The 22,746-nt window shown below is 68.8% G+C and carries 21 protein-coding genes; 12 read left to right on the top strand and 9 right to left on the bottom strand.

Annotation, left to right across the window (positions count from 1 at the left end; all coding sequences use genetic code 11):
- The first annotated feature begins 17 nt into the window (after positions 1-17).
- Genes uvrC through whiA form a run of 4 tightly spaced genes read left to right on the top strand, consistent with a single transcriptional unit; the run spans position 18 to position 4,964 of the window.
- Complete coding sequence (uvrC, locus tag MSZK_RS25790; RefSeq protein WP_099251374.1) at positions 18-2,018, top strand: excinuclease ABC subunit UvrC; 2,001 nt, start codon at positions 18-20, stop codon at positions 2,016-2,018.
- A gap of 23 nt (positions 2,019-2,041) precedes the next feature.
- Complete coding sequence (rapZ, locus tag MSZK_RS25795; protein ID WP_199203499.1) at positions 2,042-2,932, top strand: RNase adapter RapZ; 891 nt, start codon at positions 2,042-2,044, stop codon at positions 2,930-2,932.
- Positions 2,929-3,990 carry a uridine diphosphate-N-acetylglucosamine-binding protein YvcK gene (gene yvcK, locus MSZK_RS25800; protein ID WP_099251376.1) on the top strand — a complete coding sequence of 354 codons (1,062 nt, stop codon included), beginning with the start codon at positions 2,929-2,931 and terminating at the stop codon, positions 3,988-3,990. The genes rapZ and yvcK overlap by 4 nt, the downstream gene beginning before the upstream one ends.
- Complete coding sequence (gene whiA, locus MSZK_RS25805) at positions 3,987-4,964, top strand: DNA-binding protein WhiA (protein ID WP_099251506.1); 978 nt, start codon at positions 3,987-3,989, stop codon at positions 4,962-4,964. The genes yvcK and whiA overlap by 4 nt, the downstream gene beginning before the upstream one ends.
- On the opposite strand, the gene MSZK_RS25810 is transcribed toward whiA, so the two are convergent.
- Positions 4,936-5,604 (bottom strand): MOSC domain-containing protein, encoded by a 669-nt coding sequence (locus tag MSZK_RS25810; protein ID WP_099251377.1) that lies wholly within the window; start codon positions 5,602-5,604, stop codon positions 4,936-4,938. The genes whiA and MSZK_RS25810 overlap by 29 nt on opposite strands.
- Positions 5,605-5,684: 80 nt before the next feature.
- Between MSZK_RS25810 and MSZK_RS25815 the strand changes: the two genes are divergently transcribed.
- From MSZK_RS25815 to secG, 5 genes are all read left to right on the top strand, one after another.
- Positions 5,685-6,419, top strand: coding sequence for an ABC transporter substrate-binding protein (locus MSZK_RS25815; protein WP_099251378.1), 735 nt, complete (start codon positions 5,685-5,687; stop codon positions 6,417-6,419).
- A gap of 79 nt (positions 6,420-6,498) precedes the next feature.
- Complete coding sequence (gene gap, locus MSZK_RS25820; protein WP_099251379.1) at positions 6,499-7,521, top strand: type I glyceraldehyde-3-phosphate dehydrogenase; 1,023 nt, start codon at positions 6,499-6,501, stop codon at positions 7,519-7,521.
- Between the two features lie 5 nt (positions 7,522-7,526).
- Positions 7,527-8,744 (top strand): phosphoglycerate kinase, encoded by a 1,218-nt coding sequence (gene pgk, locus MSZK_RS25825; protein ID WP_099251380.1) that lies wholly within the window; start codon positions 7,527-7,529, stop codon positions 8,742-8,744.
- A 7-nt stretch (positions 8,745-8,751) separates the two neighbouring features.
- Positions 8,752-9,537 (top strand): triose-phosphate isomerase, encoded by a 786-nt coding sequence (gene tpiA / locus MSZK_RS25830; protein WP_099251381.1) that lies wholly within the window; start codon positions 8,752-8,754, stop codon positions 9,535-9,537.
- A 30-nt stretch (positions 9,538-9,567) separates the two neighbouring features.
- The gene (secG, locus tag MSZK_RS25835) at positions 9,568-9,801 is read left to right on the top strand and encodes a preprotein translocase subunit SecG (RefSeq protein ID WP_099251382.1); all 234 of its coding nucleotides are present in this window, start codon (positions 9,568-9,570) and stop codon (positions 9,799-9,801) included.
- An 18-nt stretch (positions 9,802-9,819) separates the two neighbouring features.
- Here secG and MSZK_RS25840 read toward each other — a convergent pair whose 3' ends face one another.
- A complete protein-coding gene (locus tag MSZK_RS25840) occupies positions 9,820-10,758 on the bottom strand; it encodes a zinc-binding alcohol dehydrogenase family protein (RefSeq protein WP_099251383.1) in 939 nt (312 codons plus the stop codon).
- 75 nt (positions 10,759-10,833) lie between these two features.
- Here MSZK_RS25840 and MSZK_RS25845 point away from each other — a divergent pair, with 75 nt between their 5' ends.
- Positions 10,834-11,256, top strand: coding sequence for a MarR family winged helix-turn-helix transcriptional regulator (locus tag MSZK_RS25845; RefSeq protein ID WP_099251384.1), 423 nt, complete (start codon positions 10,834-10,836; stop codon positions 11,254-11,256).
- Here the strand turns inward: MSZK_RS25845 and MSZK_RS25850 are convergent.
- Positions 11,246-12,907: an amidohydrolase gene (locus MSZK_RS25850; protein WP_099251385.1), complete on the bottom strand. Its 1,662-nt coding sequence runs from the start codon at positions 12,905-12,907 to the stop codon at positions 11,246-11,248. The two genes, MSZK_RS25845 and MSZK_RS25850, sit on opposite strands and share 11 nt — an antisense overlap.
- Before the next feature lie 14 nt (positions 12,908-12,921).
- Positions 12,922-14,265, bottom strand: coding sequence for an HNH endonuclease signature motif containing protein (locus tag MSZK_RS25855; RefSeq protein ID WP_099251386.1), 1,344 nt, complete (start codon positions 14,263-14,265; stop codon positions 12,922-12,924).
- A gap of 124 nt (positions 14,266-14,389) precedes the next feature.
- Here MSZK_RS25855 and ppc point away from each other — a divergent pair, with 124 nt between their 5' ends.
- Both ppc and MSZK_RS25865 read left to right on the top strand, forming a co-directional pair.
- Positions 14,390-17,179 (top strand): phosphoenolpyruvate carboxylase, encoded by a 2,790-nt coding sequence (ppc, locus tag MSZK_RS25860; protein ID WP_099251387.1) that lies wholly within the window; start codon positions 14,390-14,392, stop codon positions 17,177-17,179.
- Positions 17,180-17,354: 175 nt separating this feature from the next.
- Complete coding sequence (locus MSZK_RS25865) at positions 17,355-17,867, top strand: DUF309 domain-containing protein (RefSeq protein ID WP_099251388.1); 513 nt, start codon at positions 17,355-17,357, stop codon at positions 17,865-17,867.
- A 117-nt stretch (positions 17,868-17,984) separates the two neighbouring features.
- Here the strand turns inward: MSZK_RS25865 and MSZK_RS25870 are convergent, their stop codons facing one another.
- The 5 genes from MSZK_RS25870 to tal are packed head-to-tail and all read right to left on the bottom strand — an operon-like array spanning position 17,985 to position 22,723.
- Positions 17,985-18,368 (bottom strand): ATPase, encoded by a 384-nt coding sequence (locus tag MSZK_RS25870; protein ID WP_099251389.1) that lies wholly within the window; start codon positions 18,366-18,368, stop codon positions 17,985-17,987.
- Positions 18,369-18,372: 4 nt separating this feature from the next.
- The gene (gene pgl / locus MSZK_RS25875) at positions 18,373-19,116 is read right to left on the bottom strand and encodes a 6-phosphogluconolactonase (protein WP_099251390.1); all 744 of its coding nucleotides are present in this window, start codon (positions 19,114-19,116) and stop codon (positions 18,373-18,375) included.
- Between the two features lie 12 nt (positions 19,117-19,128).
- On the bottom strand, positions 19,129-20,040 hold the full coding sequence (gene opcA, locus MSZK_RS25880) for a glucose-6-phosphate dehydrogenase assembly protein OpcA (RefSeq protein WP_099251507.1): 912 nt from the start codon (positions 20,038-20,040) through the stop codon (positions 19,129-19,131).
- Positions 20,037-21,608: a glucose-6-phosphate dehydrogenase gene (zwf, locus tag MSZK_RS25885; protein WP_099251391.1), complete on the bottom strand. Its 1,572-nt coding sequence runs from the start codon at positions 21,606-21,608 to the stop codon at positions 20,037-20,039. Before zwf ends, opcA begins: the two co-directional genes overlap by 4 nt.
- Positions 21,605-22,723, bottom strand: coding sequence for a transaldolase (gene tal / locus MSZK_RS25890; protein ID WP_099251392.1), 1,119 nt, complete (start codon positions 22,721-22,723; stop codon positions 21,605-21,607). The genes zwf and tal overlap by 4 nt, the downstream gene beginning before the upstream one ends.
- Positions 22,724-22,746: the final 23 nt, after the last annotated feature.

Here is a 22,746-nt window from a genome sequence, read left to right on the forward strand (position 1 = left end):
ACCTTAGGCTGGAGAGCGTGCCCGATCCCGCGACCTACCGACCTGCGCCCGGGTCGATCCCGGTCGAGCCGGGTGTCTATCGATTCCGGGATCCGCATGGCCGGGTCATCTACGTCGGCAAGGCCAAGAGCCTGCGCAGCCGGCTGACCTCGTACTTCCAGGACATCTCCGCGCTGCATCCGCGAACCCGCCAGATGGTGACCACCGCGGCGAAGGTCGAGTGGACGGTGGTCACCACCGAGGTCGAGGCCCTGCAGCTGGAATACAACTGGATCAAGGAGTTCGACCCGCGGTTCAACGTCCGCTACCGCGACGACAAGTCCTACCCGGTGCTGGCTGTCACGCTGGGCGAGGAGTATCCGCGGTTGTTCGTCTATCGCGGCCCGCGGCGCAAGGGGGTCCGCTACTTCGGGCCGTACTCGCATGCGTGGGCCATCCGGGAGACCCTGGACCTGTTGACCCGGGTGTTCCCCGCCCGCACGTGTTCGGCCGGAGTGTTCAAGCGGCACAGCCAGATCGAGCGTCCGTGCCTGCTGGGCTACATCGACAAGTGCTCGGCGCCGTGCGTGGGAAGGGTCACAGCCCAAGAACACCGGGACATCGTCGTGAACTTCTGCGATTTCCTGTCCGGCAAGACCGACCGGTTCGCCCGTGAGCTGGAACACCAGATGAACGCAGCCTCGGCCGAACTCGACTTCGAGCGGGCGGCCCGGCTGCGTGACGACATCGCGGCGCTCAAGCGCGCGCTGGAGAAGCAGGCCGTCGTGCTCGGTGACGGCACCGACGCCGACGTCGTCGCGTTCGCCGACGACGACCTGGAGGCCGCGGTGCAGGTCTTCCACGTCCGCGGCGGCCGGGTCCGTGGTCAGCGTGGCTGGGTGGTCGAAAAGCCCGGCGATCCAAGCGAATCCGCGGAGGCTCAGCTGGTCGAGCAGTTCCTCACCCAGTTCTACGGCGACCAGGCCGAGTTGGACGGGGCCGCGGACGAGGCCACCAATCCGGTACCGCGCGAGGTGCTGGTGCCGTGCCTGCCGCCGAACGCCGACGAGCTGGGCGACTGGCTGTCGGGGTTGCGGGGCTCGCGGGTGGCGCTGCGGGTGCCGCAGCGCGGTGACAAGAAGGCGCTGGCCGAGACGGTGCATCGCAACGCCCAGGAGGCGCTGCAACAGCACAAACTCAAGCGCGCCGGCGACTTCACCGCCAGATCGGCTGCGCTGCAGAACATTCAGGAGTCGTTGGGGCTGGCTGACGCGCCGCTGCGCATCGAGTGTGTCGACATCAGCCATGTGCAGGGCACCGATGTGGTGGCGTCGATGGTGGTGTTCGAGGACGGTCTGCCGCGCAAGTCCGACTACCGGCATTTCGCGATCCGGGAGGCCGCCGGTGAGGGCCGCTCCGACGACGTGGCCTCGATCGCCGAGGTGACGCGGCGGCGCTTCGCCCGCCATGTTCACGAGCAGCAGCAGCCCCTCGAGGAGCTTTCCCCGGAGGGCAAATCCCGCAAGTTCGCCTACCCGCCCAACCTGTACGTCGTCGACGGCGGCGCACCGCAGGTGAACGCGGCCCAGGCGGTGCTGGACGACCTCGGGGTCACCGACGTCGCGGTGATCGGTCTGGCCAAGCGGCTCGAGGAGGTGTGGGTGCCCGGGGAGATCGACCCGGTGATCCTGCCCCGCAACAGCGAGGGCCTGTACCTGCTGCAGCGAGTCCGCGACGAGGCGCACCGCTTCGCCATCACCTACCACCGCAGCAAGCGGTCCAAGCGGATGACGGCCTCGGCGCTGGACTCGGTGCGCGGGCTGGGGGAGACCCGGCGCAAGGCGCTGGTGACCCACTTCGGGTCGCTGGCGCGGCTGCGGCAGGCGAGCGTCGCGGAGATCACGGCGGTGCCCGGCATCGGTGCCGCGACGGCCACCGCGGTGCTGGAAGCACTAGGCGTGACGGTGGATTCGACGGGATCGGCTGCGCAGGCCGAGCCCGTCGGCAAAGATCAGTCTGCTGAACAGGCGACGCGATGACAGATCACAGCACAGGCGAACACATGCGCACCGGCCAGACCGGCGAGGAATCGGGTATCGACGTGGTCTTGGTGACCGGTCTGTCCGGGGCCGGCCGGGGCACCGCGGCAAAGGTACTCGAGGATCTCGGCTGGTATGTGGCCGACAATCTGCCGCCCGAGCTCATCGCCCGGATGGTGGATTTCGGCCTGGCGGCGGGCTCGCGGATCACCCAGCTGGCGGTGGTGATGGACGTGCGCTCCCGCGGTTTCACCGGCGACCTGGACTGGGTGCGCAACGAGCTGGCGACCCGTGGCATCCACTCGCGGGTGCTGTTCATGGAAGCCTCCGACGACATCCTGGTCCGGCGCTACGAGAACAACCGGCGTAGCCATCCGCTGCAGGGCAACCAGACCCTGGCCGAGGGCATCGCCGCCGAACGAGCGATGCTCGCCCCGGTGCGGGCGTCCGCCGATCTGGTCATCGACACCTCGACCCTGTCGGTGCACGGCCTGCGGGACAGCATCGAACGCGCCTTCGGCGGCGAGACCGTCGCGCAGACCAGCGTCACCGTGGAGTCGTTCGGCTTCAAGTACGGGCTGCCGATGGATTCCGACATGGTGATGGACGTCCGTTTCCTGCCCAACCCGCACTGGGTGGACGAACTGCGGCCGCACACCGGCCAGCACGCGGCGGTGCGGGATTACGTCCTGAGTCAACCCGGCGCCGGGGAGTTCCTGCAGACCTACCATCAGCTGCTGAGACTCGTCGTCGACGGCTACCGCCGGGAAGGGAAGCGATACATGACCGTGGCCATCGGCTGCACCGGCGGCAAGCACCGCAGCGTCGCCATGGCCGAGGCCCTTGCCGGGCTGCTCGAGCACAACGAGCACCTCGCAGTCCGGGTGCTGCATCGCGATCTGGGTCGCGAATGACCCGGATCGTCGCCCTCGGTGGCGGGCACGGTCTGTATGCGACGCTGTCCGCGGCACGCCGGCTCACCCCACATATCACCGCGGTGGTCACCGTCGCCGACGACGGCGGGTCGTCCGGCCGGCTGCGTAACGAACTCGACGTCGTTCCACCCGGTGATCTGCGAATGGCGTTGGCGGCCTTGGCTTCCGACAGTCCGCACGGCAGGTTGTGGGCCACCATCATCCAGCACCGGTTCGGCGGCAGCGGTGCGCTGGCCGGACATCCGATCGGCAACCTCATCCTGGCCGGGCTCAACGAACTGCTGGCCGATCCGGTGGCCGCGCTCGACGAACTGGGCCGCATCCTGGGCGTCAAGGGCCGGGTGCTGCCGATGTGTCCGATCGCGTTGGAGATCGAGGCCGACGTCGCCGGCCTGGACGACGACCCCCGGATGAGCCGGGTGATTCGCGGTCAGGTCGCGGTGGCGACGACACCGGGCAAGGTGCGGCGGGTGCGCCTGTCACCCGGCGATCCGCCGGCCACCCGGCAGGCGATCGACGCGATCATGACCGCCGACCTGGTGGTGCTCGGTCCGGGTTCGTGGTTCACCAGCGTGATCCCGCACCTGTTGGTGCCGGAGCTGGCGGCGGCGCTGACCGCCACCACCGCGCGCCGGGCTCTGGTGCTGAACCTGGCCGCCGAGCCGGGGGAGACCGCGGGTTTCTCCTCCGAGCGTCATATCCACGTGCTGGCCCAGCACGCGCCCGGCTTCGTCGTCGACGAGATCATCGTCGATTCGTCGTGCGTCCCATCTGACCGGGAACGTGACCAACTTCGCCGCACCGCAAGCCTGCTGGAAGCCTCGGTTCGGTTTGCCGACGTCTCCAGACCTGGTACACCTTTACATGACCCGGCGAAGCTGGCTGCAGCGCTTGACGGTGTACGCGCCCGGAACACGGTTCCCGCGCCGTCGTCCCGCCCGTCGGCGGCGTCCATGCAGGCCGGCGGGACTCGACAGGGGGACGGCGTGCAGGGACCAGCTGGCAACGGACCGAGAGGTGACGACCCGTGGCGATGACTGCTGAGGTGAAGGACGAACTCAGCCGGTTGACGGTCAATTCCGTATCCGCCCGCCGTGCCGAGGTGGCCTCCCTGCTGCGTTTCGCCGGCGGGCTGCACATCGTGTCCGGCCGGGTCGTCGTCGAGGCCGAGGTGGACCTCGGGATCATCGCCCGGCGGCTGCGCAAGGACATCTACGACCTCTACGGCTACAACGCGGTGGTGCACGTGCTGTCGGCCAGCGGCATCCGCAAGAGCACCCGCTATCTGGTGCGGGTCGCCAAGGACGGGGAGGCGCTGGCCCGCCAGACCGGGCTGCTCGACATGCGTGGCCGGCCGGTGCGCGGGTTGCCCGCCCAGGTGGTCGGTGGCAGCGTCGGCGACGCCGAGGCGGCCTGGCGGGGCGCGTTCCTCGCCCATGGCTCGCTGACCGAGCCTGGGCGCTCCTCAGCGCTCGAAGTCAGTTGTCCCGGACCGGAAGCCGCCCTGGCTCTGGTCGGCGCCGCGCGCCGGCTGGGCGTCAGCGCCAAGGCCCGCGAGGTGCGGGGCACCGACCGGGTGGTGGTGCGCGACGGTGAGGCGATCGGCGCCCTGTTGACTCGGATGGGTGCTCAGGACACCCGGCTGACGTGGGAGGAACGCCGGATGCGCCGCGAGGTGCGGGCCACCGCCAACCGGCTGGCCAACTTCGACGACGCGAACCTGCGCCGCTCGGCCCGCGCCGCGGTGGCGGCCGCCGCTCGCGTCGAGCGGGCGCTGGACATCCTGGCCGACACGGTGCCCGATCACCTGGCCGCGGCGGGGCGCCTGCGGGTCGAACACCGGCAGGCCTCGCTGGAGGAACTGGGCCGGCTGGCCGATCCGCCGATGACCAAAGACGCTGTGGCCGGCCGTATTCGGCGCCTGCTGTCGATGGCCGACCGCAAGGCCAAGCAGGACGGCATTCCCGACACGGAGTCGGCCGTCACCCCTGATCTGCTCGAAGACGCTTAGCCACGTAGGCCTTGAGTTCGGCCGACAGCGCGTCGGCGGGCAGCAACTGGGCCAGCAGGGCGGGTTCGGACATCTTGGCGCGGTAGACCAGGTTGATCGTGACGTCATGGTCGGGCCGGTGCTCGATCTCGATGGTGTCGCCGGCGCGGACGGTCCCTGGCGAGATCACCCGCAGATAGGCGCCGGGTTTGCCGGCGGCGGTGAACGTCTTGATCCAGTTGTCGATGTCCAGGAACGCGGCGAAGGTGCGGCACGGGGTACGCGGGGCGGAGACTTCGAGCACCAGCCCGGAGTTGCCCACCCGCCAGCGTTCGCCGATGAGCGCGCCGGTGACGTCGACGCCCGCGGTGGTGAGGTTCTCGCCGAACATGCCGCCGGTCAGCGGCCGCGACAGCCGGGTTTCCCACTCGTCGAGGTCTTCGCGGGCGTAGGCGTAGACGGCCTGATCGTCGCCGCCGTGCAGCTTCTGGTTGCCGATCGTGTCGCCGACCAGACCGCTGCCCAGACCCTGGCGCATCGGACCGGGCGCGCGTACCGGCACGGCCCCGTCGGTGGGCACCTTGTCGATGCCGGTCCGCTTCGACGGTGCGTCCGGGTTCGCGCGGACCCGGGCCAGGTTGACCGACAAGACGCGTGCCATCGCAACAGCGTAATGGCGATCGGGCCGCCCAGCCCGCCGCCCCCGAATTGCTCTGTGGCGGGCAGGGTTACCGTTGTCCGATGTCCGGCGGTGAGGTTCTGCGCGTCGGTGTGGCGTTTTCCGATCCGCCGTTCACCGAGTCGGGCGACACCGGTCTGGACGCCGACCTGATGACCGCGATCGGCCGGCGGCTGGGCGCCGAGGTGCGGTTCGTCCACTACCGGGGCCGCGACGTCAGCGAGATGCTCGACGCGCTGGATTCCGGCGACTTCGACTGTGTGGCCTCGGGGATCGCGGTCACCGGTTCCCGCGCGCTGAAGGCGGCGTTCTGCGATCCCTACCTGATCTCCGGCCAGGCGCTGGCGGTGGATGCCGGCCGGCTGCCCGAGGTGGCTTCGATCGACGATCTCGACGGGCTGACCATCGGGGTGCTGGCGGGCGACACCGGCCAGCCGATCGCCAACCGGCTGCTGGCCGACGGCAAGGTCGCCCGGGTGCGGCGTTATCCCTACGGCGGGATCCGCGGCGCATTGCGCGAGCTGTCCACCGGTCGGTGCGACGCGGTGCTGTACCTGGAACCGGTACTGACCCGACTGACCGGTGCGATGCCCGGGGTCGCGGTGGTCCAACGCGGCATCACCTCGGAGAAGATCGCGGTTGCGGTGCCGACCAGCGCCACCGCGCTGCTGGGCCGGATCAACGTCGCGCAGGCCGCCGCCGAGCAGGACGGCACGCTGCCCGAGATCCGGGAACGGTGGACGGGATCGCCGCGCGCCGACCAGAGCGGTCCCCGAATCGGGGGGACCCCCGGGTGACATTCCAGGCGGTCGCGCACGCCGGTGAGCAGGACACTAGGCTGGGCGCGGGTACTGAGAAGCTACTAGAGGAGACAACGTGACCATCCGGGTTGGCGTTAACGGCTTCGGCCGCATCGGACGCAACTTCTTCCGGGCTCTCGACGCGCAGAAGGCGCAGGGCAAGAACACGGATATCGAGATCATCGCGGTCAACGACCTGACCGACAACGCGACTCTCGCGCACCTGCTGAAGTTCGATTCCATCCTGGGCCGGCTGCCGTACGACGTGAGTCTCGAAGGCGAGGACACCATCGTCGTCGGCGACACCAAGATCAAGGCTCTCGAGGTCAAGGCCGGCCCGGCTGAACTGCCGTGGGGCGATCTCGGCGTCGACATCGTCGTCGAATCAACCGGCATCTTCACCAAGGCCGAGAAGGCCAAGGGCCACCTCGACGCGGGTGCCAAGAAGGTCATCATCTCGGCGCCGGCCACCGACGAGGACATCACGATCGTGCTCGGCGTCAACGACGACAAGTACGACGGCAGCCAGAACATCATCTCCAACGCGTCCTGCACGACGAACTGCCTCGGCCCGCTGGCCAAGGTCCTCAACGACGAGTTCGGCATCGTCAAGGGCCTGATGACCACCATCCACGCCTACACCCAGGACCAGAACCTGCAGGACGGCCCGCACAGCGATCTGCGCCGGGCGCGTGCCGCCGCGCTGAACATCGTGCCGACCTCGACCGGTGCGGCCAAGGCCATCGGCCTGGTGCTTCCGGAGCTGAAGGGCAAGCTCGACGGCTACGCGCTGCGCGTGCCGATCCCCACCGGTTCGGTCACCGACCTGACCGCGGAGCTGAGCAAGAAGGCCACCGCCGCGGAGATCAACGCCGCGATGAAGGCCGCCGCCGAGGGCCCGCTCAAGGGGATCCTGAAGTACTACGACGCACCGATCGTCTCCAGCGACATCGTCACCGACCCGCACAGCTCCATCTTCGACTCGGGTCTGACCAAGGTCATCGACGATCAGGCCAAGGTCGTGTCCTGGTACGACAACGAGTGGGGTTACTCCAACCGCCTGGTGGACCTGGTCGCGCTGGTCGGTAAGTCCCTGTAACAGCGATGGCCGTCAAGACTCTCGCTGACCTGTTGGCCGAGGGCGTTGAGGGTCGGGGCGTTCTCGTGCGCTCCGATCTCAACGTCCCGCTCGACGACGACGGGCACATCACCGACCCGGGCCGCATCATCGCCTCGGTGCCGACGCTCAAGGCGCTGGCCGATGCCGGGGCCAAGGTCGTGGTGACCGCACACCTGGGCCGGCCCAAGGGCGGCCCGGAGCCGAAGTTCTCGCTGGCGCCGGTTGCCGTGGCGCTGGGGGAGCAGTTGGGCAGACATGTCCAGCTGGCCGGCGACGTGGTGGGCACCGATGCGCTGGCTCGGGCCGAAGGCCTGACCGACGGTGACGTCCTGCTGCTGGAGAACATCCGCTTCGACGGGCGGGAGACCAGCAAGGACGATGCCGAACGGCGCAAACTGGCCCAGGCGCTGGTCGAATTGGTCGGTGACGACGGTGCTTTCGTGTCCGACGGCTTCGGCGTGGTGCATCGCAAGCAGGCGTCGGTGTACGACGTCGCCACGCTGCTTCCGCACTACGCGGGCACGCTGGTGGCCACCGAGGTCAAGGTGCTCGAGCAGCTGACCAGCTCGACCGAGCGGCCCTACGCGGTGGTGCTGGGCGGTTCCAAGGTGTCGGACAAGCTGGCCGTCATCGAGAATCTGGCCACGAAGGCCGACAGCCTCATCATCGGCGGCGGCATGTGCTTCACCTTCCTTGCCGCGCAAGGTGTTTCGGTGGGCACGTCGCTGCTGCAGGAAGAGATGCTGGATACCTGCCGGGACCTGCTCGAGAAATACGGTGACGTGATCCACCTGCCGGTGGACATCGTCGTCGCCGAGAAGTTCTCGGCCGATTCGCCCGCCGAAACCGTTGCCGCCGACCGGATTCCGGAAGGCAAGATGGGCCTGGACATCGGCCCGGAGTCGGTGAAGCGGTTCACCGCGCTGCTGTCGAACGCGCGCACCATCTTCTGGAACGGGCCGATGGGCGTGTTCGAGTTCCCGGCGTTCGCGGCGGGAACGATGGGAGTGGCCGAGGCGATCGTGTCGGCGACCGCCAAGGGTGCGTTCAGCGTCGTCGGCGGCGGCGATTCGGCAGCCGCGGTGCGTCAGCTCGGGCTGCCCGAGGACGGTTTCTCGCACATTTCCACCGGCGGCGGCGCGTCGCTGGAATACCTTGAGGGCAAAGCTCTGCCCGGTATTGAAATCCTCGAATCGTCCTAGGAGTGCTGTGCCACGTAAACCGCTGATCGCCGGCAACTGGAAGATGAACCTCAACCACTTCGAGGCCATCGCGCTCGTCCAGAAGATCGCGTTCTCGTTGCCCGACAAGTACTTCGACAAGGTTGATGTCACGGTCATCCCGCCGTTCACCGATCTGCGGAGTGTGCAGACCCTGGTCGACGGCGACAAGCTGCGGCTGACCTACGGTGCGCAGGACCTGTCGCAGCACGATTCGGGCGCGTACACCGGCGACATCAGCGGCGCGTTTCTGGCCAAGCTGGGCTGCACGTTCGTGGTGGTCGGGCACTCCGAGCGTCGCACCTACCACCACGAGGACGACGCGCTCGTCGCGGCGAAGGCGGCCGCGGCGCTCAAGCACGGGATCACCCCGATCGTGTGCATCGGCGAGCAGCTCGAGGTCCGCGAGGCGGGCAACCACGTCGAGTTCAATGTGACGTCGTTGCGTGGTTCGCTGGCCGGGCTGACCGCCGAGCAGGTGGCACAGGTGGTGATCGCCTACGAGCCGGTGTGGGCGATCGGCACCGGCCGGGTGGCCAGCGCCGCCGACGCGCAGGAAGTGTGCGGTGCCATTCGCGCCGAGCTGGGCGAGATCGCGTCGCCGCAGGTGGCCGATGGCGTGCGGGTGCTCTACGGCGGGTCGGTGAATGCCAAGAACGTGGGCGAGATCGTGGCGCAGAAGGACATCGACGGCGCGCTGGTCGGCGGGGCTTCGCTGGACGGCGAGCAATTCGCCACCCTGTCGGCCATCGCCGCAGGTGGGCCGTTGCCGTGATCGCCGCGGTGACCGGGTAGTCTGGTCGCCATGGTTTTGACTCTGCAGATCATCCTGGTGGTCACCAGCGTGCTGGTGGTGCTGCTGGTGCTGCTGCACCGCGCCAAGGGTGGCGGCCTGTCGACGCTGTTCGGCGGCGGTGTGCAGTCCAGCCTGTCCGGGTCGACCGTGGTGGAGAAGAACCTCGACCGGCTGACGTTGTTCGTCACCGGCATCTGGGTGGTGTCCATCGTCGGCATGGCGCTGCAGATCAAGTACAGCTGAGCACCCAGGGCGTGACCGTCAGGTTGTAAAGACGACCCGCTGACCGTCTTCCGGCTCCTGCCAGACCTGTTCCACATCTTTGAGCGGGACCGCGCGTGGCTGTGTCCGCAGCGTGCCGTTCGCGATCAGGGCGGCCAGCTGCGGCAGTTCGGCCACGATGTCGGCAACCGGCACCGAGCCGATACCGCTGCCCACGATCTGTAGCGGCATGGATCGCAGCGCTGCCGACGGGATGTCGGCGCTGACGCCGGCCATCGAACCGATCTGAATCCAGGTCAGCGGCCGGCTCGAATCGTGACGGTCGCGCGCGAAGCCGGCCATCAGCTCGGCGGCGGGCGGGCCCCAGATGTAGTCGATGACGATGTCGGCGCCCAGCACCTGGTCGAGGTTCGTGTCGAGTGCGTCGAGCGCGATGGTCTGGTCGGCCCCTAGCGCGGGCAGTGCGTCCAGTTGCCGGCGATCCCGCCCGACCCCGATCACTGTGCCCGCGCCCAGATGTTTGGCGGCCTGGACGGCCAGGCGCCCTGCGCTACCGGTCGCGCCGAGAACCACCACGGTGTGGCCGGGCTGCAGGGTGGTGCGACGCCGCAGCGCCACCCACGAGGACATGGCCGGGTTCATCGCCGCGGCGATCGCAACCGGATCGGCCTCATCGGGTAGAACGACGCTGCGGCGCAGGTCGACGAGTGTCTGCTCGGCCATGGCGCCCAGGTCGGTGGCCACCACGAAATAGCGCAGGGTGCCGTCGGGCGCGCGGCCCACGCCGTCGATACCGGGGACGAGCGGGAGGGTGCCGGTGCTGGTGTAGTGCGTTCCGGCCGCGCGGGAGCGCACCAGCGGATGAAGCCCGGCGGCGACGACGTCGACGACGACTTCGCTGTCGGCGGTCGCGGTGGGCTTCGGGAAGTTCTGGTAGGCGGGTGGTCTGGTGAAGTCGTTGACGACGGCTGCGTGCATGAGAGGCTCCAATAATAGATGGTATTACGAACTAAAATAGATGGTAATACGAACTAACGGTGCTACGCTAGCGCCATGAATGAAGCGCTGCTCGAGGACCTTGTGCGCACCTCGTTCGCGGTGATGGCGGTGCTCAACCGGGTCGCCGCCGAGAACGACCTGTCGCTGACGCAGCTGCGTGCGCTGGCGATCCTGCGCGATCGCGAGCCGACGATGGCCGAACTGGCCGACTACCTGGGGTTGGAGCGGTCCTCGGTGAGCGGATTGATGGACCGTGCCGTGCGCCGTGGGCTGGCCCGCAAGAGCGCGGGTCGCGAGGACGCCCGCTCGGTGCACGTCACCCTCACTGCGGAGGGGCAGCGCCGGAGCGCTGAGGTCGCCGAGAAGGTGGCCGGTCTGCTGGCCCAGATGACCACTCGCCTCAGCGCCGCTGAGCAGAAGCGGTTGGGTGCGTTGTTGTCGGAGATGCTGGACCAGGCGCCGCCGGTCACTCGTTAGGGAACCACCTGCCCTCGAAGACGGTGCCGAGCACCGGAATGTCCTTGAGTGCCAGCGGTTCGACGACGTAGGGGTCGTCGGCCAAGATCGTGAAGTTGGCCAGTTTGCCCGGGGAGATACTGCCCAGTTCGCCCTCCAGTCGCCAGGAGTGGGCGGCCTCGATGGTGATCGCCCGCAGTGCGTCGTGTACCGAGATCCGTTGTTCCGGCGCGACTGTTCGTCCGCTCGGGGTGCGCCGGTTCACCGCACACCAGGCGAGCGTGAGCGGTGCCGCCGGTCCCATCGGCAGGTCGGAGTGCAGCGAGAGCGGGATGCCCCGGCGGAGCACCGAGGCGGCGCGCACCATCACGTCTGCCCGGTCGGCGCCCAAGCCGTGGGCGGCGTACTGATCGGCGAATCCGACCGGGTAATACGGGTTGGCCGACACGATGCAACCCAGTCGCGCGATCCGGTCGATCTGTTCTTCGGACGAATTGGCGAAGTGGACGATCACCGTGCGATGGTCGGTGCGCGGATGTTCGGCCATGCACTCGTCGACGGTGTCGAGCACCAGATCCAGCGCCGCGTCCCCGTTGACGTGAATATGCAACTGCCAGTTCGCGTTCCAGTACACCTCCGCAAACGCCCGGAACGTATCGGGTGGCATCATCCACTCGCCATGGTGGCACAGGTCGGGATGGCCGTCGTCGTCGAGGTAGGGATCGCGCATCTGCATGAGCTGGCTGATGATCGCGCCGTCGGCGAACAGCTTGACCTGCTTGGGGAGCAGCCGGACTTTGCCGGTCGAGGCCGACTCGACCTGGCGTTGTGCGTCGGCCACCGCGTCCGCCGGATCCATCCCGCCATCGGCCTGGCTGCGGGCATCGACCAGGAATGTCGACGTGAACGGCGTCGCCGGATCGCCGAGGATGTCGTGGTACAGCGACCACGGTTCGAGCGCCCACATCAGGCCGGGCTCGTTGATGGCGGTCACGCCGTTGTGGCGCAGGTAGTCGACCAGCTGATGCAGTCCATTCGTCAGGCGGTCCTGGCTCATGAACACCGGGGCGAGGTGGGGGAGCAGCAGGTTCATCCCGGTCTCCCACCAGTGGCCGGCGGCGAAATCGACCATGCCGGCGGCCGGGCCGCTCACGTCCTCTGCCGTGAGCCCCAGCGCATCGATCGCGGCCGAGTTCAGAAACCACTCGTGACATGAACGCTGCCACACCGCGATCGGCCGGCTGGTGCTGATCTCGTCGAGCGCGTGCCGGTCGAGCGCGCCGTGCCAGAGCTCGTGGTAGCCCCAGGAGAACAGCCACTCGTCGGGCTCCGAAAACCGTTGCGCAGCTTCGGAAAGTCGCCGGCGATACTCCTCGGCGGAATGCGCGGCCGGGTAGGTCGCACCGGGCAGCTCCCAATCCTCGATCGCGATCACGTCGGTCATCAGCGTGGTGGCGCCCAGGATCGGGTGCAGATGCTGATCGATGAATCCCGCGCAGACGATCGCATCGGCGAAGCTGTCGTCCACCGTCCCGATGTCTCGCAACTCGGCCACGGAACCGACGGCCACGACACGTCCGTCCGCCACCGCGACCGCCGTCGCATCGGGTAGATCTGGGTCCATGGTGATCACCCGCCGCGCCGCGAAGACTGTCGTCGGTGAGATCGCCATGACTTGATCCTGCCTCAGCCCGGCTGGTCATCGTCCTGATTCAGCAGCCGCTCGGGGTGGTGCGCGTCGTTGACGCGCGGCGGACCGGTGCCGTCGCTCCAGGCGATCCGGCCGTCGTCGGTGACGGTCGTGGCGTATGTCCCCTCGGTCGCCATCGTGTGGTCGGGGCCGCAGCCGAAGTACAGGTTGTCAGCGTCCGTCGGGCCGCCCTCGCTCCACGGCACGGCATGGTGCACCTCGCTGTGATAGCCCGGTTCGAAGCAGTTCGGTTTCGTGCAGCCGCGATCCCGGGCGTAACAGATGATCCGGTGATCGGCCGTCGCCAGGCGTTTGGCGCGGCCCAGGTACAGCGGCCGGGCCGAGTGGTCCTCGAACACCGCGAGGTAGTGGATCGCCTCGCTCGCCATCCGGATGACGTCGCGCATCGGCAGTCGGCCCGTTCCGCCGGTTCGCGCCCACCCCGCCGCCTGCTCCAATTCACTCAGCGTCGTGGACACGATCACGGTGACCGGCAGCCCGCGGTGCTGTCCGAGCCCCCCGGATTCCACCGCGGCCTTCAAGCCCAGCTTCAGCCCGTCGTGGCAGCGCTGTTCGGGGGAGCGGGTGTCGCGCCCGTCGGTGCCGTCGGGAACGTGGCGGCCCGGGCGTTGCGCGGCGGTCACCGCCTCCACGTACGCGCGGGCCTCGGGATCCAGCCACCCGGTCAGCCGGCTCATGCCGTCGGCGCCCTGCCGTCCCAGATGCAGTCCGCGCCGCCGGGCACGATCGGCGTCGGTGAACGTGCCATCCGGGTTCAGGCAATCACCGATCTCGACTCCGATCGCGGCGACGAACGCCGAATCCTGTTGTCGCGCATGGCGCACCAGCGCGCGCTCGGCGGCCTCGCGGTCGGCCGGTGCCACCGCAGACGGCAGTCTGTCCAGCGCCTGGCACACGGCGGAAATATGGTCCTCGCCGACGGCACCGGCCTCGACCGCCGCAGCCAGCTCCGGCAGTTCGGGCGGCAGTACCGGCCCGGTCAGCGACCGGCCCGGCCGGATCCGGGCCGCGACCCGGAACCGGCGCCTGACCTCCCCGGCCGTCAGCCGCAACCGGCCGGCAACGACGTCGCGGACCTTGACCCCGGCCGGCTGCCCAGGGCCGTCGACCGGTTCGGCGATCTCACCGAACATCCGGTAGGACAGGCCCCGGTTGGTCCGATGCTGGTCTTCCAGGCGCTGCGCGACCTCGATGCGAAAAGCGTTGCCGGCCAGATCAGTACAGATGGACCGCAGGCCGGCGTGTGCCGCGTCGATCCGATCGAGTTCGATGCGGACCCGGTCGTGTACCGCCTGGGCGGTGAGGGGTTCGCACGTCATGATCCCACGGTATCGAACATAGTTTCGAATAAGTCCGTCCGAAAACCGATCTGTGGACGAACCCGGGTCTGTGGATAGATTCACACGTTCTGCGGACCCCACCGGCGCCCCCGATACTGAACAGATGGCTGAAGACGCGTCCTTGGAGCCGATCGGCGCGGTCACCCGCACCCAGGTGGGGCGGGAGGCCACCGAGCCGATGCGCGAGGACATCCGGTTGTTGGGCGCGATCCTGGGTGACACCGTCCGCGAGCAGAACGGCGACGAGGTGTTCGCTCTCGTCGAGCGGGCCCGCGTCGAATCGTTCCGGGTCCGCCGTTCCGAGATCGACCGGTCCGAACTCGCGCAGCTCTTCGACGGCATCGACATCCACCAGGCGATCCCGGTGATCCGCGCCTTCAGCCACTTCGCCCTGTTGGCCAACGTCGCCGAGGACATCCACCGCGAACGCCGCCGGGCCATCCACGTCGCCGCCGGCGAACCGCCGCAGAACAGCACGCTGGCCGCCACCTACGTCAAGCTGGATGCCGCGCAGCTGCCGGCGGCCACCGTCGCCGACGCGCTCACGGGCGCGCTGGTGTCGCCGGTGATCACCGCCCACCCGACCGAGACCCGTCGGCGGACCGTGTTCGACACCCAGCACCGCATCACCGCGCTGATGCGGATGCGGCTGCACGGGCAGGCCGAGACCGAGGACGGCCGGTCGGTGGAGACCGAACTGCGCAGGCAGATCCTGACGCTGTGGCAGACCGCACTGATCCGGTTGTCCCGGTTGAAGATTCAGGATGAGATCGAAGTCGGCCTGCGGTACTATCCGGCGGCCTTCTTCGAGGTGATCCCGAAGGTCAACGCGCAGGTGCGTGACGCCCTGCGAGCCCGCTGGCCGGGCACCACGCTGCTGGCCCAGCCGATCCTGCGACCGGGCTCCTGGATCGGCGGCGACCGCGACGGCAACCCCAACGTCACCGCCGACGTCGTGCGGCTGGCCACCGGCAGTGCCGCCTACACCGCGCTGGGGCACTACTTTGCCGAGCTGACCACGCTCGAGCAGGAACTGTCGATGTCGGCGCGGCTGGTGAAGACCACCGACGACCTCGTCGCGCTGGCCGATGCCTGCCACGAACCGGCCCGCCTCGACGAGCCGTACCGCCGAGCGCTGCGCGTGGTGCACGCCCGGCTGACCGCCACCGGTCAGGCCATCCTGGACCGCACCCCGGCGCACACGCTGGACCTGGGGCTGCAGCCCTATCAGACCCCGGCGGAACTGCTGGCCGACCTCGACGTCATCGACACCTCGCTGCGCGCCCACGGCAGCTCGCTGCTGGCCGACGACCGGCTGGCCCGGCTGCGTGACGCGGTGGACGTGTTCGGCTTCCACCTCAGTGGCCTGGACATGCGGCAGAACTCCGAGGTGCACGAGCAGGTGATCGCCGAACTGCTGGCCTGGGCCGGAGTGCACCCCGACTACCCGTCGCTGTCGGAATCGGAGCGGGTCGAGTTGCTGGCGGCCGAACTGGCCACCCGGCGCCCGCTGGTTCGCGACGACTCCGAGCTCTCCGAGCTGGCTCGCAAGGAACTCGACATCGTCTTCGCGGCGGCCCGCGCGGTGAACGTGTTCGGCCCGGCGGCGGTGCCCAACTACATCATCTCGATGTGCCAGTCGGTCTCGGACATGCTCGAGGCCGGTATTCTGCTCAAAGAAGCCGGGCTGCTGGATGTTTCGGGCGAACATCCGTACGCCCCGGTCGGCATCGTGCCGCTGTTCGAGACGATCGACGACCTGCAGCGCGGGGCGTCGATCCTGGAATCGATCCTCGACCTGCCGCTGTACCGCGCGATGGTGCACGCCCGCGGGGAGAGCCAGGAGGTCATGCTCGGCTACTCCGACTCCAACAAGGACGGCGGCTACCTGGCGGCCAACTGGGCGCTGTACCGCGCCGAGTTGGATCTGGTGGATTCGGCCCGCAAGACCGGCATCCGGCTGCGGCTGTTCCACGGCCGTGGCGGCACCGTCGGCCGCGGCGGCGGGCCGAGCTACGACGCCATCCTGGCCCAGCCGCCGGGGGCGGTGAACGGATCGCTGCGGCTGACCGAGCAGGGTGAGGTGATCGCCGCCAAGTACGCCGAGCCGCGCATTGCGCACCGCAACCTCGAGACGCTGCTGGCTGCCACCCTGGAGTCGACCCTGCTCGACACCGAGGGACTGGGCGAGCGGGCCGAACGCGCCTACCAGGTGCTCGACGACCTGGCCGCCCGCGCGCAGCGCGCCTACGCCGAATTGGTCCATGAGACACCGGGATTCGTCGAGTACTTCAAGGCATCCACCCCGGTCAGCGAGATCGGGTCGCTGAACATCGGCAGTCGGCCGACCTCACGCAAACCCACCACGTCGATCGCCGACCTGCGGGCGATCCCGTGGGTGCTGGCCTGGAGCCAGTCGCGGGTGATGCTGCCGGGCTGGTACGGCACCGGCACCGCGTTCGAGCAGTGGATCGCCGAGGGAGACGGCCGGCTGGAGGTGCTGCAGGACCTCTATGCGACGTGGCCGTTCTTCGCCACGGTGCTGTCGAACATGGCGCAGGTGCTGGCCAAGTCCGACATGGGGCTGGCGGCTCGCTATGCCGGGCTGGTCGACGACGAGGAGCTGCGGCACCGGGTCTTCGACAAGATCGTCGCCGAACACGACCGCACGATCCGCATGCATTCGCTGATCACCGGGCAGGATGATCTGCTGGCCGACAACCCCGCACTGGCCCGCTCGGTGTTCAACCGGTTCCCGTACCTGGAGCCGCTCAACCACCTGCAGGTCGAGCTGTTGCGCCGGTACCGCTCCGGGGACACCGACGAGCTGGTGCAGCGCGGCATCCTGCTGACCATGAGCGGGCTGGCCTCGGCGCTGCGCAACAGCGGCTAGTGTCCTGAGTCGCTAGTTCGTTCGCAGTGGTCCCGACCACCGAGCGTGTGGGTTGTCGGTGAGAATCGACGAAAAATCAACGACAACACCCACGTTCGGCGCACGAAGGGGGCCGATTCGGGCGATTCCCGGGTTGGCGAATCAATGACTCAGGACGCTGGCTAGAGTCGGTGAGGTGGACCGCGACCGTGACCGCGACGAGTCCGGTCGCCCGCGCAATGCCCGGGCTCGCGACGCCCTGGGCAGGCCGTTACCGCCGGGCGCGGCGGGAGTGCCGCGCATCCCCGACGACCTTCGGCTACCGCCTGCCGAGACGCTGGCCTACGCACAGGACCTGCTGAATCAAGGCAGGGCATTTCACGCCCACGAAGTCTTCGAGGCGGCGTGGAAGAACGGACCCGACGAAGAGTGCACCCTGTGGCAGGCACTGGCGCAGTTCGCGGTCGGCATCACCCACGTCCAGCGCGGCAATCACGCGGGCGGGGTGGCACTGTTGCGGCGGGCCTCGGCGGCGCTGGCCGAGACCACCGCGGCGCCCTACGACATCGACGTCGCGGGCCTCGTCACGGCGGGGGCGGCGCTGGCCGACGATGTCAGCGCGGGAGAAGAGATCGAGCCACGGCGCCTGCGGCCCCGATTGACCCAGACCGGAACCGAAATCGGGCCGTCTCCGTCAAAACCGGTATGACACAACCTGACTGCTCGCTGGAGAACACCGCAGAACTGATCGGCCCGCTGCCGCCCGTCGCGCCACCGGTGCTGGCCGATTGGTCGGTCGCCGATCCCGACGACGGCTGGTGGTGAGCTAGCGGCCGCCGCGCCGCACCGCGTTGACCATCCCGCGCACCGCGGATTCGGTGGCGGCCAGCGGGGACATCACGGCCTCGCCGATGCCGACGATGCGCTCGATCCGGTCGACGATCCCTTCCATGCGCTCGACGACCGCGTTGAGCCGGGGCGCCAGTTCGTCGATGCGGGTGAGCGTGGAATTGAACACGCCCAGGGTCTCCTCGAAGTACTCGAGGGTGCCGTTCATCCCGGTCATGGTCTTGTTCAGGTCGGTGAGCGCATCGCTCATCCCGGTGATGATGGTGTCGAGCTGGTCGACGGTGACATCCGCATTGAGCGCGGCCTGGGCCAGGGTCTTGATCCGGTCGCGGCCAGTGCGGGGCGGAGTCTTGTCAACCATGGGCTCAGTCTGGCAGCTTGCCGGCCGCCTCGGTGTCGAGAAGCCACACTGTGGCCTCACGGCCGGCCGCGCCGGCCGCCGGCACCTCATCGGCACTGGCGCCGCCGATGGCCGCGGCCACCGCGTCGGCCTTGGCCGCACCCGACACCACCAGCCACACTTCCCGCGAGCGGGTGACGGCGGGCAGGGTCAGCGTGATCCGCCGGGGCGGCGGCTTGGGGGAGTCCTCGACGCCGACCACCAGGCGCCGGGTCTCTGCGACGGCCGGGGTGTGCGGGAACAGCGAGTTGACGTGCCCTTCGCCGCCCATCCCGAGCAGATGCACATCGAAAACCGGTGTGGGTTCGCCCGGTTCGGCGGTGGCGGCCAAGACGTCGGCGTAGCCGCGCGCCGCGGCGTCCAGATCGTCGCCGAACTCGCCGTCGCTGGGAGCCATCGGGTGCACGTTCGCGGCCGGGATGTCGACATGGTCGAGCAGCGCCTCGCGGGCCTGCTTGTCGTTGCGCTCGGCGTCCTCGGCCGGGACGAAGCGATCGTCACCCCAGTAGACGTGCACGTTCGGCCAGTCGATCGCCGCGCCGTGGGCCCGCACATGTTCGAGCAGGCCGATACCCGTTCCGCCGCCGGTCACGACGATGTGCGCCTGGCCGCGGGCCGCGACGGCCGCGGTGATCGCCTCGACCAGGCGATCGCCCACGGCGGCGACCAGGGCCGCGGTATCGGGGTAGGTCTCGACAATCCTGGTCAACTCGAACTCCCTTTAGACGTATTGCACCTTGTCGATACCGGCCAGCGCCTCGTGATAGATCTCGTCGGCGTCGAGCCTGCGCAGATCCTCGGCCAGGCATTCGCGGGTCTCCCGGCGGGGCAGCGGAAGCAGGGCTTCCGGCCGGGCGGTCCGGGTGAGCGTGGCGGTGATGCCCTCCTGCGGGCGGCTGAGCGTCACCGTCTCCGAGGCGCGGACCAGCTCGACCTTGAGGTCGCCCACGGCGCGCTGGACCGTGCCGTCGATCCGGCTGGCCAGCCAGCCGGCCAGGATGTCCAGCGCCGGTTCGCTTTCCAGGCCCGACACCAACACCGACGTGATGGGTTCGTAGGGCGCCTGGTCCACCGCCGACGCCAGCAGGGCACGCCAATAGGTGATCCGGCTCCAGGCCAGGTCGGTGTCTCCGTCGGTGTACCCCTGCAGCCGGCTCTTGATCGCCGCCAGCGGATCCTCGGCGGTGGTCGCATCGGTGATCCGCCGGATGGCCAGCCGGCCCAGCGGGTCCTCGGCGGGAACCGATGGGGCTGTCCCGGGCCACCACGCCACCACCGGGGTGTCGGGCAGCAGGAACGGCAGCACCACGCTGTTGGCATGGTTGGACAGCGGCCCGGCGATGCGCAGCACCACCACCTCGCCGGCGCCGGCGTCGCCGCCGACCCGAAGCTGACCGTCCAGGCGGGGTTCGCTGGCCAGCCGGTCCTGCGGCACCACGACGATGATGCGGCAAGGATGTTCGCGGCTGGCTGCCACCGCGGCCTCGATGGCGTCCTCGACCAGATCCTCGGTGTCCGGGGCGATCACCAGCGTCAGCACCCGGCCCAGCGTGATCGCCCCGCCCTCCTCACGCAGCGAGGTGATCTTCTTGTTGAGGTCGTTGGTGGTCGTGTTCGGCAGATCGACAATCATGGCCTTCTCCATTCCCGACCGGATCGCGCCAACATCTCGAACGCCGAATCCGGACCCCACGTGCCCGACTCGTAGGGGTCCGGCTTGCCGTGGGTGGCCCAGTAGTCGAGCACGGGATCGAGGATCTCCCAGGACAATTCGACCTCGGCGTTGACCGGGAACAAGGACGGCTCGCCGAGCAGCACGTCGAGGATGAGTCGCTCGTAGGCCTCCGGCGAGTCCTCGGCGAACGCCGAGCCGTAGGAGAAGTCCATGTTGACGTCGCGGACTTCCATCGCACTGCCCGGCACTTTGGACCCGAACCGCAGCGTGATGCCCTCGTCGGGCTGCACCCGGATCACCAGGGCGTTCTTGCCCAGCTCCTCGGTCATGGTGGCGTCGAACGGCAGGTGCGGGGCCCGCTTGAACACCAGCGCGATCTCGGTGACCCTGCGGCCCAACCGCTTTCCGGTCCGCAGATAGAACGGCACACCGGCCCAGCGCCGGGTGTCGACCTCCAGGGTGATCGCGGCGAACGTCTCAGTGGTGGAGTCCTTGGAGAACCCCTCCTCGTCGAGCAAGCCGACGACCTTCTCCCCGCCCTGCCACCCAGACGTGTACTGCCCGCGCGAGGAGGTCAGGTCCAGCGGCTGGGCCAGCGATGTCGCGGAGAGCACCTTGATCTTCTCGGCTTTCACCTCGTGCGGGTGAAAGCTGACCGGCTCTTCCATCGCCGTGAGCGCCAGCAGCTGCAGCAGGTGGTTCTGGATGACGTCGCGCGCCGCGCCGATCCCGTCGTAGTAACCGCCGCGGCCGCCCAGGCCGATGTCCTCGGCCATGGTGATCTGCACGCTGTCGACGTAGTGGCTGTTCCAGATCGGCTCGAACAGCTCGTTGGCGAACCGCAGCGCCAGGATGTTCTGTACCGTCTCCTTGCCGAGATAGTGGTCGATGCGGAACACCGACTCCTCGGGGAAGACACTGTTGACCACCTTGTTCAGGTCGATCGCGCTCTGCAGGTCGTGGCCGAACGGCTTCTCGATGACGACCCGGCTCCAGCGGCCCTCCTGCTGGCGGGCCAGCCCGGACTTCTTGAGCTGCTCGCACACCACCGGAAACGCCTTCGGCGGAATAGACAGATAGAACGCGTGATTACCGCCGGTGCCGCGCTCGACGTCGAGCTTCTCCAGCGTCTCGGACAGCCGGGTGAACGACGCCTCGTCGTCGAAGGTGCCCTGCACGAAGCGGAACCCCTCGGCCAGCCGGTCCCACACCTCCTGGCGGAACGGGGTGCGGGCGTGCTGGCAGACGGCGTCGTGCACGATCGCGCCGAAATCCTCGTCGGCCCAGTCCCGCCGGGCGAACCCGACGAGCGAGAACGACGGCGGCAGCAGGCCGCGGTTGGCCAGGTCGTAGATCGCCGGCATCAGCTTCTTGCGGGCCAGATCGCCTGTCACGCCGAAGATCACCACACCACACGGCCCGGCGATCCTCGGCATCCGCTTGTCCCGCTTGTCGCGCAGCGGGTTGTGCCACGTGGGCGGGGCGGGCGCCACCACCCCGGGCACGGGACGGTCGGTGCCGGTCATTTGGCCGCGGCGTCGAGCTGATCCTGGGTTGCGTCGATCAGTTCCTGCCAGGACTTCTCGAACTTGTCCACGCCCTCGTTCTCCAGGACCAGGAATACGTCGGTCAGGTCGATACCGATCGCGGCCAGCTTGTCGAAGACCTCCTGGGCGGCGGCCGCGGTGCCGGTGATCGTGTCGCCGGTGACCACGCCGTGGTCGGCGACCGCGTCGATCGTCTTCTCCGGCATGGTGTTCACCGTGTTGGGGGCGACCAGCTCGGTGACGTAGAGGGTGTCGGAATAGTCGGGGTTCTTGACGCCGGTGGAGGCCCACAGTGGCCGCTGCACGCGCGCGCCCGCGCCGGCCAGCGCGCCGAAGCGCTCACCGCCGACGAACACCTCTTCGTAGGCGGCGTACGCCAGCCGGGCGTTGGCCACCCCGGCCTGCCCGCGCAACGCCAGCGCCTCGTCCGAGCCGATCGCCTCGAGCCGTTTGTCGATCTCGGTGTCCACCCGGGACACGAAAAACGAGGCGACCGAATGGATCGTGGCCAGGTCGTGACCGGCCTCCTTGGCCTTCTCCAGACCCGTCAGGTAGGCGTCCATCACCGCGCGGTGGCGCTCCACCGAGAAGATCAGGGTCACGTTCACCGAAATGCCTTCGGCCAGGACCGCGGTGATCGCCGGCAGGCCGGCCTCGGTCGCGGGGATCTTGATCAGCAGGTTGGGCCGGTCGACGATCTTCCACAGCTCGATGGCCTGCAGGACGGTCTTGTCAGTGTCGTGGGCCAGCCGCGGGTCGACCTCGATCGAGACCCGGCCGTCGACGCCGTCGGAGGACTCCCACTGCGGCCGCAGCACGTCGCAGGCCTCCCGGACGTCGTCGGTGGTGACGGTGCGGATGGTGGCGTCCACGTCGGCGCCGCGGTCGGCGAGCTCGGACACCTGCGCGTCATAGGCATCGCCGTGGGACAGCGCGGCCTGGAAGATCGACGGATTGGTGGTGACGCCGACGACACTTTTGGTGTCGATGAGTTCCTGCAGGTTGCCCGTCTTCAGCCGGGTCCGGGACAGGTCATCGAGCCAGACGGACACACCGGCGGCGGACAGCGCCGCGAGGTTGGGATTCTGCGCCATGGCGGTTGCCTCTCTTGTTGGTC

The sequence above is a fragment of the Mycobacterium sp. shizuoka-1 genome (assembly GCF_002723835.1).
Classification (GTDB): Bacteria; Actinomycetota; Actinomycetes; order Mycobacteriales; family Mycobacteriaceae; genus Mycobacterium.